Origin of the sequence: Lysinibacillus sphaericus (assembly GCF_015844675.1) — a bacterium.
GTDB lineage: Bacteria > Bacillota > Bacilli > Bacillales_A > Planococcaceae > Lysinibacillus > Lysinibacillus sphaericus_E.
This window is the reverse complement of record NZ_LDGC01000073.1, coordinates 1-12,308: the sequence shown is the minus strand read 5'-3', so window position 1 is coordinate 12,308 and position 12,308 is coordinate 1. Positions and strand designations below refer to the sequence as shown.

General features: G+C 34.3%; 13 protein-coding genes. 12 read left to right on the top strand and 1 reads right to left on the bottom strand.

The features are described from left to right. The first annotated feature begins 52 nt into the window (after nucleotides 1-52). The 6 genes from ABE34_RS17800 (at nucleotide 53) to ABE34_RS17775 (ending at nucleotide 5,477) form a co-directional block, all read left to right on the top strand. Nucleotides 53-1,105: a YkvI family membrane protein gene (locus ABE34_RS17800; RefSeq protein WP_197143797.1), complete on the top strand. Its 1,053-nt coding sequence runs from the start codon at nucleotides 53-55 to the stop codon at nucleotides 1,103-1,105. A gap of 327 nt (nucleotides 1,106-1,432) precedes the next feature. Beyond that, nucleotides 1,433-2,383: an ABC transporter permease gene (locus ABE34_RS17795; RefSeq protein WP_197143796.1), complete on the top strand. Its 951-nt coding sequence runs from the start codon at nucleotides 1,433-1,435 to the stop codon at nucleotides 2,381-2,383. Continuing rightward, nucleotides 2,376-3,329, top strand: coding sequence for an iron chelate uptake ABC transporter family permease subunit (locus tag ABE34_RS17790; protein ID WP_197143795.1), 954 nt, complete (start codon nucleotides 2,376-2,378; stop codon nucleotides 3,327-3,329). Before ABE34_RS17795 ends, ABE34_RS17790 begins: the two co-directional genes overlap by 8 nt. After that, a complete protein-coding gene (locus ABE34_RS17785; RefSeq protein WP_197143794.1) occupies nucleotides 3,326-4,087 on the top strand; it encodes an iron ABC transporter ATP-binding protein in 762 nt (253 codons plus the stop codon). Before ABE34_RS17790 ends, ABE34_RS17785 begins: the two co-directional genes overlap by 4 nt. A gap of 63 nt (nucleotides 4,088-4,150) precedes the next feature. After that, nucleotides 4,151-5,161 carry a siderophore ABC transporter substrate-binding protein gene (locus tag ABE34_RS17780; RefSeq protein ID WP_197143793.1) on the top strand — a complete coding sequence of 337 codons (1,011 nt, stop codon included), beginning with the start codon at nucleotides 4,151-4,153 and terminating at the stop codon, nucleotides 5,159-5,161. A 1-nt stretch (nucleotide 5,162) separates the two neighbouring features. Next, the gene (locus ABE34_RS17775) at nucleotides 5,163-5,477 is read left to right on the top strand and encodes an antibiotic biosynthesis monooxygenase family protein (protein WP_079562489.1); all 315 of its coding nucleotides are present in this window, start codon (nucleotides 5,163-5,165) and stop codon (nucleotides 5,475-5,477) included. Between the two features lie 262 nt (nucleotides 5,478-5,739). Here ABE34_RS17775 and ABE34_RS17770 read toward each other — a convergent pair whose 3' ends face one another. Further along, on the bottom strand, nucleotides 5,740-6,357 hold the full coding sequence (locus ABE34_RS17770) for a hypothetical protein (RefSeq protein ID WP_197143792.1): 618 nt from the start codon (nucleotides 6,355-6,357) through the stop codon (nucleotides 5,740-5,742). A 403-nt stretch (nucleotides 6,358-6,760) separates the two neighbouring features. On the opposite strand from ABE34_RS17770, the gene ABE34_RS17765 reads away from it, so the two are divergent. The 6 genes from ABE34_RS17765 (at nucleotide 6,761) to ABE34_RS25530 (ending at nucleotide 12,215) form a co-directional block, all read left to right on the top strand. Continuing rightward, nucleotides 6,761-7,663, top strand: coding sequence for a polyprenyl synthetase family protein (locus ABE34_RS17765; protein ID WP_241747116.1), 903 nt, complete (start codon nucleotides 6,761-6,763; stop codon nucleotides 7,661-7,663). Nucleotides 7,664-7,675: 12 nt separating this feature from the next. Beyond that, nucleotides 7,676-7,834 (top strand): competence pheromone ComX, encoded by a 159-nt coding sequence (gene comX / locus ABE34_RS17760; protein ID WP_197143791.1) that lies wholly within the window; start codon nucleotides 7,676-7,678, stop codon nucleotides 7,832-7,834. 17 nt (nucleotides 7,835-7,851) lie between these two features. After that, nucleotides 7,852-10,128: a sensor histidine kinase gene (locus ABE34_RS17755; protein WP_197143790.1), complete on the top strand. Its 2,277-nt coding sequence runs from the start codon at nucleotides 7,852-7,854 to the stop codon at nucleotides 10,126-10,128. Then, nucleotides 10,112-10,726: a response regulator transcription factor gene (locus ABE34_RS17750; RefSeq protein WP_240518319.1), complete on the top strand. Its 615-nt coding sequence runs from the start codon at nucleotides 10,112-10,114 to the stop codon at nucleotides 10,724-10,726. The genes ABE34_RS17755 and ABE34_RS17750 overlap by 17 nt, the downstream gene beginning before the upstream one ends. Before the next feature lie 431 nt (nucleotides 10,727-11,157). After that, nucleotides 11,158-12,057 carry a hypothetical protein gene (locus tag ABE34_RS17745; RefSeq protein ID WP_197143789.1) on the top strand — a complete coding sequence of 300 codons (900 nt, stop codon included), beginning with the start codon at nucleotides 11,158-11,160 and terminating at the stop codon, nucleotides 12,055-12,057. A gap of 29 nt (nucleotides 12,058-12,086) precedes the next feature. Further along, the gene (locus tag ABE34_RS25530) at nucleotides 12,087-12,215 is read left to right on the top strand and encodes a hypothetical protein (protein WP_276569518.1); all 129 of its coding nucleotides are present in this window, start codon (nucleotides 12,087-12,089) and stop codon (nucleotides 12,213-12,215) included. The last annotated feature ends 93 nt before the right edge of the window (nucleotides 12,216-12,308 follow it).

Here is a 12,308-nt window from a genome sequence, read left to right as displayed (position 1 = left end):
CCACACGCTTTGGTGATGATTCCGATAATAGGATAAACAGGGAGAGAACTAATTGAAAAAAAGTTTGCAAATCGGTGGTGCCTATGTAGGAATTATCGTCGGTGCGGGATTTGCATCAGGACAGGAAATTGTACTTTATTTTACGAGCTATGGCTTTCGTGGGATATATGGTGCACTTATTGCAACATTTGGATTTGCTTTAGTAGGAATGTGCATTGCACAAATTAGCTCAAGATTACGTACGACATCGCACAAGGATTTAATTTATCAAATATCAGGTAATACTGTAGGCTTTGTAATGGATTATTTACTGTCCCTTTTCTTATTTGGTGTAGCAGTAATCATGTTTGCAGGAGCAGGTGCCACGTTTCATCAAATGTTTGGATTGCCGGTTTGGCTAGGGAGCATTTGTATGATTGTACTGACTATAGCGACGGTTATGATGAATGTGAAGAGTATTATAAACATTATTGCTATTGCTACACCCTATCTGCTAGCCATTGTCTCGATCATAGCTGTCTATTCAATAGCTACGATGGATTTGACCTTTGTCGAACAAGCTGTTATCGCACAACAAGCACAAGTGAGTACTAAAAGCTGGTGGACTACAGCTTTACTGTATACGTCTTTTAATATTGGTGTGTGTTTTTCTCTTTTAACTGTTATGTGTGGATCTATTCGCAATGAGAAGGTGGCGGGGATGGGAGGCATTATTGGTGGGGTTTTGCTTGGAGCTTTAATTCTTCTTATTAATCTATCCCTTCTTGCCAAAATGAATGTAATCGTTGGTATAGATATACCGATGCTAGCTTTAGCAAATGAAATTCATCCTTTAGTCGGTTTGTTGATGTCCTTTTCCTTATTAGGGATGATTTATAATACAGCGGTAGGGATGTTCTATTCATTTATGGTAAGGTTTTTCAAACCTAATAAGGCTAGCTTTAAGGTTACTGCCTTTTTTATTGGCGGATTGGGCTTTTTAGCAAGCCTAGCTGGCTTTACGACGCTTGTTGCCAAACTTTATGCAGTGATGGGGTATGTCGGTTTTATATTAATCATTTTAATTGTTTTTGCGTGGCTCAAAGGTGTTCGACGAATAGCATAACGTCTTTCGCACAAAAGACATTGTTGGCCCGAAGCCTCCGGACGTAATTATCAATTGATTTAAAAGGTAATTGAGAATAAATTAGTATTTTATTCTCAATTACCTTTTTATTGTGACGAAAAAGTAGAGATATTTAAGTTTGGGGAACCAAATAAATAGGAATTCCGTTAAGAATGCTCATGTTATTAAAGATTCTCAAATAAAACGAGAATAATTCTCAATGGAAGGTTGACTGAGAATGGAAACGAGCTTATAATGGGAATCGTGAGTAATGATAATCATTTTCAATGAATATTACGAGCAAAAATGAATCTACCGGGGATTACAATGAAAAAAAGATATCTTTTAACAGCAACTGTTGTGTTGTCTATAGTTTCACTATTTATCGGAGTAGTTGATATTAAACCGAGTGATCTATTAGACTTCGAATCAGAAGAAACTAGGCTATTTATTATTAGTCGTATACCGAGACTTGTAGCAATTTTGTTAGCAGGTGCAGGTATGAGTATTGCTGGTTTAATTATGCAAAGCTTAAGTAGGAATAAGTTCGTGTCACCAACGACAGCAGGTACATTAGATGCTACGAAGTTGGGAGTTCTAATTTCGATGATGTTTTTCACAAACGTCACGTATTTTCAAAAAATTTCCTTCGCTTTCCTATTTGCTTTAGCCGGCACATTATTGTTTATGCAAATATTAAATCGAATCAAGTTTAAAGATGCGATCTTTATACCGCTTATTGGCTTAATGTTTGGGAATATCCTTTCTTCAATTACAACTTTCTTTGCGTATAAGGCGGATATTATCCAAAACATTTCTGCGTGGTTACAAGGAGATTTCTCATTAATGATGAAAGGTCGTTATGAGCTTTTATACATAAGTGTACCCGTGCTTATATTAGCTTACATTTATGCGAACCGCTTTACAGTGGCAGGAATGGGTGAGGATTTTGCAAAAAATCTTGGTCTTTCTTATAAATTCATTGTGAATCTAGGTTTAGTGTTAGTAGCACTTATTTCGACAACAGTAGTACTGACAGTTGGTGTGATACCGTTTCTCGGTTTAATCATTCCAAATATAATTTCGCTGTTCAAAGGGGATAATCTCGCTAAGACATTGCCTCATACAGCACTACTAGGAATGTCGTTCTTGTTATTCTGCGACATTATAGGGCGTGTACTGATTTTCCCTTATGAAATTCCGATTAGTATGACTGTCGGTGTCATCGGAAGTGCAATCTTCCTAATTATGTTATTTAGGGGGAAAGCATATGCGTAACCGTACAAAAATGTTGATCTTATTAGGTTTGGCCGTAGCATCTATTTTACTATATGTATTTTACGGACTTAATGGTAATTTTCATTATGCGCTCCCACGCCGTCTCGTTAAAGTGTTTGCGATGTCGTTAACGGGAATTGCGATTGCTTATTCAACAGTAGTCTTCCAAACGATTACGCATAACCGTATTTTAACGCCAAGTGTAATGGGACTTGATGCATTATATATGCTGGTTCAAACGTTCATTTTTTACTTCTTTGGCTCTATGTCGATATTCGTCATTAATGCTAAATATAATTTCTTACTAGCTGTTTTAGCTATGGTTATCTTTGCATTAATTTTTTATCGTGTATTGTTCAAGGAAGGAAAGCGTCCGATTTATTTCTTACTGCTTGTCGGTATGATTGTCGGAACGTTTTTAGGAAGCGTAACTACGTTCTTCCAAGTTTTAATAGATCCGAATGAGTTTTTAAGCTTACAAAGTAAAATGTTTGCAAGCTTCAACAATGTCAATTCGGATTTAGTATGGCTTGCAGCTGTTGTCATTATCATCACCTTTATTTATGGCTGGCGTCATATGAACCAACTAGATGTAATGTCTCTTGGTCGGGATACAGCCATTAACCTAGGGGTACCATATGATAAGCTTGTACAGCGTATGCTTATATTATCTTCGGTGTTAATAGCCGTGTCTACAGCTCTAGTTGGGCCTATTACGTTCTTTGGCTTAATCGTAGCAAATTTATCGTATCAATATTTTAAGACGTACAAGCACTCTGTAATCATCATAGGTTCTTGTGTAATGAGTATTGTAGCTTTAGTCGGTGGACAGTGGATGGTCGAACGTATATTTAACTTCGATACAACCCTGAGCGTTATTATAAACTTCGTAGGTGGCGTATACTTCATCTACTTATTATTGAAGGAAAGTAGGTCAGCAGGATGATCCAAGTAAAAGAACTATCCAAGTACTTTGGGAAAAAACCGGTCATTCAAGATGTCAGTGTCGACGTTGTGCCAGGGAAAATAACATCTTTTATTGGACCAAATGGTGCAGGTAAATCAACATTGCTTTCAATGGTAAGCCGTTTACTTAATGCAGATACTGGAGAAGTATTACTCGACAAGTCTGATGTACGTCGTTGGAAATCAGATGATTTTGCAAAGCGAGTATCTATTTTAAAGCAGTCAAACTATATGAATGTACGCTTAACAATTCGTGAGCTTGTTTCATTCGGGCGATTCCCTTATTCAAAAGGTAATTTAAAGCCTGATGATGAACTAAAAGTAGATGAAGCAATTCAATATATGAATTTAGAGGATATTCAACACAATTATTTGGATGAATTATCCGGTGGTCAACGTCAACGTGCATTTATCGCAATGGTTATTGCACAGGATACAGACTATATTTTGCTTGATGAGCCGCTCAACAATTTAGACATGAAGCATTCTGTGCAAATCATGAAAATTTTGCGTAAGCTCGTGGATGAGTTAGGGAAAACGGTTGTCATCGTATTACACGATATTAACTTTGCTTCCGTCTACTCTGATCATATTGTTGCATTAAAAAATGGTCGTGTTGTCAAAGATGGTCCAACAAATGACATTATCAACCCTGAAGCACTTAAAGAAATCTACGATATGGATATTCCTGTTCAAGAACAGAATGGATGTCGCATTTGTGTGTATTTCAACTCTTAGAAATAGTAAAGATAGGATAACCATCTATTAACTATAAATTAAATTTAAAGGAGCAATTTTACAATGAAAAATTGGAAATTACTAACTGTATTAATGGCTATGATGCTATTAGTATTAGCTGCTTGCGGTACTAAGGACGAAGCAAAAAAAGAAGAGAAAGATTCTTCTACTGATAACAAACCTTCTGAGACGCAAAAGGAAGAAGCTACAGCTTATCCAATTACAATTCCAGGTAGCACACAAGATGAAAATACATTTAAAGAAGTAACTCTTGATAAAATGCCAGAAAAAGTTGTTGTATTTGACTATGGTTTCCTTGATACTTTAGATGCTTTAGATGTTAAAGTTGCAGGAGTTCCACAAAAATCAGTTCCAAAGTATTTAAGCAAATATGCTGATAAATCTTACGTAAATATTGGTGCTTTAAAAGAACCAGATTTTGAAGCAATCTCTGAAATGAACCCAGATATTATTTTCATCTCTGGTCGTCAAGCAGCAGCTTACGATGAGTTATCTAAAATTGCACCAACAGTATTCGTAGGAGTGGATGCAAAAGATTTCATGCCATCATTCAAAGCTAATGTTGAATTAGCTGGTAAGATCTTTGGTAAAGAGAAAGAAGCTGCTGATGCATTTGCTGCTTACGAAGCAAAAGTAGAGGAAGTTAAAGCGAAAACAGCTTCAGCTAAAGAAAAAGCTTTAATCGTACTAGGTTCTGAAGGTGCATTATCTGCATATGGTCCTGGTTCACGTTTCGGTGTAATTCATGATGTTTATGGTGTAAAAGCTGCTGATGAAAAAATTGAAGCTTCTACACACGGTTCAAACGCATCATTTGAATATGTACGTGATACAAACCCAGATGTTTTATTCGTAGTTGACCGTGATGCTGCTGTAACTCCAGAAGGTGCGTCTGGTACAAAAGCTGCAATTGAAAACGAAATCGTTGGTGCTACTAACGCTGCGAAAAACGGTAAAATCGTTTATTTAGATCCACAAGTTTGGTATTTATCTGGTGGCGGTTTAACTTCTGAAACTCAAAAAGCTGATGACATTTTAAAGGCGTTTAAATAATATGTTTGTACAAATTAAACGTATTGTCGTTACGGAAGGGAATTCCGATAAAGTAGTTGAACGTTTCGGTGCTAAAAAAGATGGTCCAACATTACTTGAACAACAGCCAGGCTTTATTGATAAGCAAGTACTTTTGAAAAAAGTACGACGTGGTGATGAAGAAGTGTTAATTGTGGTTCGTTGGGAATCAGAAGAAGCATGGAAAAATTGGGAGAAGAGCCCGGAGCATATTGCTGGTCATAAAGCAAATGCTGGTAAACCGAAGCCTGATCACATCATCGAAAGCGGACAAGAAGTTTATTATGTAAAAGGTTAATATTTTAGAGGTGTCTCATAGTCATTTGAGGCACCTTTTTTTATACGAATACGTAATGTATCGTAGAAAAAACAATAGATAGGCAAAGTGACAGAGAGCGAAGGAAAGAATGGCTAATGAGACTGAAAGAAGTCGGAGGTCGGGGTGGTGGATAGAAAAATTAAGCGATGAATAGAAGCATTGAAATGACACATAAAACGTTATTAAGGAAGAAGGGAGGCACAAATTTATAACCGTGCCATACCCAATGTAGTTTTAATTCTTAATGCTTAATGGATGCTTTATTCCATGCATTAAATGTTGTCGTAATATTAAAAGAAATACCATTATCACTAATGGAGACCTCGGTAAAATGTTTGGGTGCACAATTAGCTTCCTTTATAGCAGTATTATATTTCTCTAAAGAGGACATTTCTATTTCTGAATTATAGGGATAAACAGGTAAGCCGACAGCAGCATTTCTAATAGAAGTGCTAGAGCAATTGCCTCTAGCATTTATAATACAAAAGCTTGAAAACGCATAGATTATAGGTGTATGTATGTTTAATCCAGAGGTAAATGGACTTACTAAAGGCGGTATAGACTGATTTTCTTCTGATACTCTTTTAATTCCATATTGTTCAATAAAAGCGTCTAGCTTTTGCTGAAAAGTATCCTCAAATCCAGGAATATTGCAAATAAAATTTGAAAATGTAGATTTGCTTTTATACTCTGCCAATGTTTCTTTATAAGCCTGTTGCTCGGCTTCAACAATTATTTGCTCTATACATTGCTGTTCTTTCGAAGGTTTTTTTATCGTGATTTCCTCTTCAGAAACAGAAATTGTACAGGAGAAATTAGCTGTAAGTATTAAAACATTTTCATTTACGTCATTTTTCATTTCAATCACTCCCTGTGTTTCGAGTATTTCCCTGTTAATAGATTTAAAGGATTCCTAGCAGTCTATCGTGATGAAGTTGCCTAGCCTTCTCTTCAGTACATGGCAAATGGTCTCAATTCTCTTTCTAATATTTAGCGATGAAACTTTTAACTTATTAAATCAAAAAATTTTGTACGAACAGAATGAAATGATCTTACCCTATTTAAGCGTATCATCGATAAGGACGCCATTTCAATGGTGGGTTTACGCCAAAAAATGGCGGTCAAGAATATAATACCGCCACTTTTTGGCGGTATTTCCGTCAAAATTTATGTAAAATATTCCCTCGTAATTTAAACGCCTAGTATTATTTCCCATTAATCTGTATACTATTTAATAACATACTTGTGGGAGGAGAGGACTATTGCAGGAGCTTGACGGAAAAATTAATGAAGCATTGGATATTCTAATTGAAAACGAGTTAATGATAGGTCATGAATTACGGTCGATGCTAAAGATTTTTAAGGAAGAAAAAAAAGCAGTTGGCTATTCATTTGGTAAGCTATGCTATTTGCATTACGAAGCATTTGTAGAATGTTTGAACGAGGACATCTATAAAGTTGCCGCAGCTATCGAACTTTTAATTTTATCATTTGATATCATCGATGACTTGCAGGACAAGGATTCAGACTATAGTTGGACTAAAACACCTGAATTATCATTAAATGTTGCGTTAGCTATGCTAGTGATGGCTTCTAGAACTATACGTGAGACTTCCTTTGAACACAAAAGTGCAGCTATTCAAATACTTGATGATTATGCATTACGAAGTATAAATGGTCAGCAACTAGATTTACTTAATAGTTGTAGGGATGAGCAATCATATTTACAAATGATTGAACAAAAGTCAGGTTCTTTAACAGCAATGAGTTGCTTAATTGGTGAAGTACTTGCAAAAGGTGAGACATCTTCTGATGTTAACGAGTATGGGAAATACATAGGTATTATCCAACAAATTAAAAATGATATTCAAAGTTTAAAAACTTGGGGATCTAAAAATGATTTGCTAAATAAAAGATACTCATTACCTATTATTTATCTTTTATCACAGAGAAATGATGTTTCAAAGTCTGTGATAAGCTATTATAATGACAATATAGATGCATTTTTAGATAATAATGCTACAGAAAACGAGTTGACAAATGGTGGTGCGATACGTTATACAATTACTGTAAAAAATGTTTACAAGCTTAAAGCATTAGATAATCTTGAAAATATGGCAATAAACGATTTAGGTAAAGACTACTTAAAAAAACTATTGAAATGAGGAGTTATATGCATGATATATGTAATTCAATATCTAGAAAATAACCCAGAACTAGTTTCTCTATTAAAAGCACAAAAAGCATCATTGGTTGGAATTTCGTCTGTAGAACAAAAAGCAATTTTAGATGCGTTTAGTTGTGATATAGAGTGGAAAAGTGAAGCTTGGGTGTAAAATTGTTGAGGAGTAAGATGTTTTGGCCCGCTATAATGCTCTATTTAGTGTTTGGTATTTATCTGAATTATATGAATTATAGTGGGCCGTTATTAGAAATTGGAGTAGAAAAAGAGGATGGCAAGTGGGGAGTAACGCAACCTTATTATAAAGAATGGACAGGATGGAAGAACATTTCATCATCTGATGTTATTTTAAGAGTAGATGATGTGCCAATGGATCATCTAAATCAGGTGAAATATAAATCTAAAATAGTAGCTGCTAATAAAATAACGATAATGAAGCCTAATGGTGAAATAAAAGACATACATATTAATCATTTGGATATCCCGAACCAACTTTACTTTATATTACTATTACCAGCTTGTTATTATTTATTAACTCTATTCATTACTATTTATCTACATTTTAATCAAAAAAATACAAAGCTTACAAACTTACTTATTCTTTTCATGTTAACCGTTTCATTAGCTTATGTAAGCAGTGGAGTATCTGCTAGATTAAATGGAATTGGGATAATAGTAAATCGCAGTAGTATGGTATTAGTTTTAGTCATATTATTACATTTTCTAAGAGATTATCATTCATTTATAAAAACAAATTGGGTGTTTACAAACAATATCAATTTCTTTTATATATTACCTGTAATTTCTTTTTTATTGGGCTGTATTAGTTTTTTCTATCCTGCTTCGTATTATTTTTTGGCTGATATAGTATTAGTCATTTTCTTCATTCTCCTTATTACTATACTTAGTATCTTATTGCTAAGCTATTTCAAATACAAATCACCTCAGTTGAAAGTATTGTTAAGTAGTATAATGATACCGTTTTTGCCATTTCTTTTTTTATATGCACTCCCTAACATTTTTTTTGATACGTATATTCTTTCAGGTGAAGTCAGCTCTTTATTTTTATTGCTTATTCCATTTAGCTTTATCTTTACACAGGTAGCAGAACGATTATTTGATATTGAATACCATATTACAAGACTTCGTTATTATGGAATCTTTTCATTAATATATACTGTATGGTTTATAGTTGGTTTGTATTGCATTGCAGGAAAATATTTAACTATACCCGTAATATCAGGTGTTTCTCTCTTTACTTTTACATCGTTAGTTGTCCTTTTTTACATAAAAGAGAAGGTAGATTATCGAAAGAGGAAAATTTTATTTTCGACAAAAGGGGATTATATACACCAGCTGTACACGGCTGTCGATAGGATTGGTAAAACGATTAAAATAGATGAGCTTCTAGAGAAGTTTGCACAAGAGGTTTCATTACATCTTGAGCTAGAGAATGTATTTGTATTAACTTATAACTATGACACAAATCAATTTACTTCAACGGTTGAGGGTATGCTTTCAATTAATCCAGCGCAAATAGAGGATATAAAATTAGGAGAAATACGGAGAATCGACAAAGTCTACTTAGCCTTCCTCCATCAAGATGCTCATTATAAAAGAGCCTTAGTATTGGAACATAAAAATTCGATTCATTTAAAAGATGAAGAGCTGCTATGGCTTGAATTGCTTTTATTATATGTAAACAATTTTATTGAAAATACAAAGATGGTAGAAGAGCTGTTAGAGGAACTAAGGCATATGAGGCAAGCAGATGATAGTCAATTACCTTGGTTAAGCAAATTATTATGGTTAAGATTTGAAGAGGAAAAATATCAATTAGCTCAAGAATTACATGATACCAATTTGCAAGAGCAGCTCCATATTGCTCGAGAGGTAGATGTCCTAGTCAATGCGAAAGATACAACTGATATCCAGCAAAAACTTGATAAAATTCATCAGCAGATGATTACGTCTTTACATGACTTAAGAGCTTATTGCGAAAATTTAAAGCCTCCATTATTAGATACATTAGGGCTAAACGCTGCGTTAGAAAAGTTAATTCGTAAAGTAATAGAAAGAGCTAGTTTTGAATTAATTTATACGATAGATCGCCTTTATTTAGAGGATGAGCGTATGAATTTAATGATTTATCGACTATTTCAAGAATTACTCAACAATGCTTTAAAACATTCCTATGCAACGACAGTTGAAATGCGTTTACAGGAAATGGACGATGGTTTTGAAATCATCTATAAGGATGATGGGGTAGGCTGTAGTGTTGATGATATTATTGTCGGAGAGTCAATGGGAATTCAAGGTATGCAAGAGCGTGTAAAGGCTTTTAACGGGCAGTTTTACATCGATTCACAGGTTAATGAAGGGATGTTTATTAGAATTACAGTAAAAGAAGGAAGTGATACACTTGATTACGATGCTTATAGTGGATGATCACCCTATTGTGTTAGAGGGAACGAAAAATTTATTTCAAGAAAATGAAGATATTATAGTTGATACAGAAAGTGATGCGACTCATGTCATACAGAGAATTAAAAACAAACCGTATGATATCTACTTAATTGATATAAATATGCCATTAGAGAATGGCATACATTTAGCACGCAACATTAAAGCTATCCAGTCAAATGCTTCAATTATCCTTTATACTGGTGATGATATTACTGATTATTATCCACTTATTTTAGAGCGAAAAATAGAAGGGATTTTAGCTAAAACAGCGTCTAAGGAGCAAATTTTACGAACTGTTCGAGCCATTGCAAATGGTGAGATTGTGTTACCTCAAAATTTCTTGGATTTTCTCGATAATAAATTTAAATTGCAGGATGCAAAACTTGATATACACTTAAATGAAAAAGAAAAGAAAATTTTAAGATTGATTGCAGAAGGACATACGAATAAAGCGATTGCTATAGAATTAAATATCCCTCAGCGAACAACTGAAAGATATTTAACGCAGCTATTTTCTTTATTAAATGTAGATTCACGGACAGACGCTGTGAATCTTGCAGAAAGAATGAATTTACTATAGATTGTCTGTATGTTATAATCATCCTCTCTGGTAGATTTTTCTATAAAAAGGGAGAGTTTAGGTGGTTTTAAAATACCATATTTTAACATGGTTAATTATACCTAAATTATAAGTCTAAATATCTAATGTTTTTGTATGATACCGCCAATTTTTGGCGGTATTTTTTGTATGTCCGCCAAATCACGCCAAAAATCGGGACAAAGACCGCCAAAAAATTGGCGTAAACCCAACATTGAAATATCGGTCTAAGTACTGGTACGCTTAAGTTAATCGTGGTTAAGTAGATTTGTTATAGTAAGTAATACGATAATATAAGATTTCGATAAAAGCCTAGTTATCTAAGAATAAAGTAGAGATTGTAGATTTTTTTAAAGTTACTAGCCAGTCAACATACTTCACCATAAAACTTTATATAAAGGTAGGCGTGTATTTTGAAAGTAGAACTTGAAAATTTATTTTCTATAGATGAATCTAGTCAAGATCAAGTCATTAAAGTTTATAATCGCTATGGTATTTTCGTCGGTACGCCTGAAATAAGGAAGAGAAATTTAAAGGCATCATTTAATCCTATTTTTACATTAAATGATGATGTAACATACGAACATGTCGCGGCACTATATAAATCATTGGAACATGAATTAGGAATTGTTTCTATTGGGGAACGCTTTTACTTTGACTTTTCAGATAGCGAATATGAGCAAGCTTCATTGTTTACCTTAAATTCCGCAGGTAACTCCCCAGATATGTTTATAGATGATAAAGGAACTTTATTTTCTATAAGCACCCATTGCCAGCATTGTGGACTTATGGAAAAAGAACAACTTTCACCATTAGTGATAGATACAACGGAAATGAAAGATCGTCATCTAGTTCATGTGAGCGGGTATTGGGTAGCTTCACAGGAATTAGCGACATTAATGAAGCAAGAAGATATTAAAGGTTTTGAACTTTTAGAGGTTATTCATCAAGGACCGGAAGAAGGGAAGCGAAAAGCTTTTCAAATTATACCGACACAAGTATTGCCTGAATCTAGCACTGAAAGAGTTAAATTGTATTTTGCGACAGAGCAGCCTCCATGTCGTTGTGGATTAAGTGGGGTAATCAATGGTCCTGATATTTATCATCGCGAAGATTTAACCAATATAAAAAATGATATATTCCTCTCGGCAGAATGGAGCCATGATGGAAGATATTTATACCGAAAAACTTTGTTCAGTAGAAAGTTTAGAGAACTAATTATTAAAAATAATATATCCCGTGAGGTAAGAGGAGAGAAGGATAAAAACTTTGGACCGAAGGATTGGTTATTCGATCCAGTGTTATTAAAATAATTCAAATCGAAAATGAGGAAGTGTATATTTTGTTCAGAAAAATATTACCTATCGTTGCAATCTTATTTGTCGTTGCATTAGCTCTTTCAAATTATTTTAATAAAGGGGAAGGAAAATCCTTTGTCATACCACAAGAAAGAGGGAATACGGTAGGTTAGAAACCGGGCATTTAGGGGCAGTTAATTATTTATACTTAATACTGCCCCTTAATGCGGGATAAAGTGAAACTTAAATCAGTGGGGAGGTTTATC

Coding starts and splice junctions, on each gene's coding strand:
- ABE34_RS17770 (WP_197143792.1), bottom strand. CDS start 6,357: ATGAAAAATGACGTAAATGAAAATGTTTTAATACTTACAGCTAATTTC.
- ABE34_RS17775 (WP_079562489.1), top strand. CDS start 5,163: ATGTTTGTACAAATTAAACGTATTGTCGTTACGGAAGGGAATTCCGAT.
- ABE34_RS17780 (WP_197143793.1), top strand. CDS start 4,151: ATGAAAAATTGGAAATTACTAACTGTATTAATGGCTATGATGCTATTA.
- ABE34_RS17790 (WP_197143795.1), top strand. CDS start 2,376: ATGCGTAACCGTACAAAAATGTTGATCTTATTAGGTTTGGCCGTAGCA.
- ABE34_RS17785 (WP_197143794.1), top strand. CDS start 3,326: ATGATCCAAGTAAAAGAACTATCCAAGTACTTTGGGAAAAAACCGGTC.
- ABE34_RS17750 (WP_240518319.1), top strand. CDS start 10,112: ATGCTTATAGTGGATGATCACCCTATTGTGTTAGAGGGAACGAAAAAT.
- ABE34_RS17755 (WP_197143790.1), top strand. CDS start 7,852: ATGTTTTGGCCCGCTATAATGCTCTATTTAGTGTTTGGTATTTATCTG.
- ABE34_RS17795 (WP_197143796.1), top strand. CDS start 1,433: ATGAAAAAAAGATATCTTTTAACAGCAACTGTTGTGTTGTCTATAGTT.
- comX (WP_197143791.1), top strand. CDS start 7,676: ATGATATATGTAATTCAATATCTAGAAAATAACCCAGAACTAGTTTCT.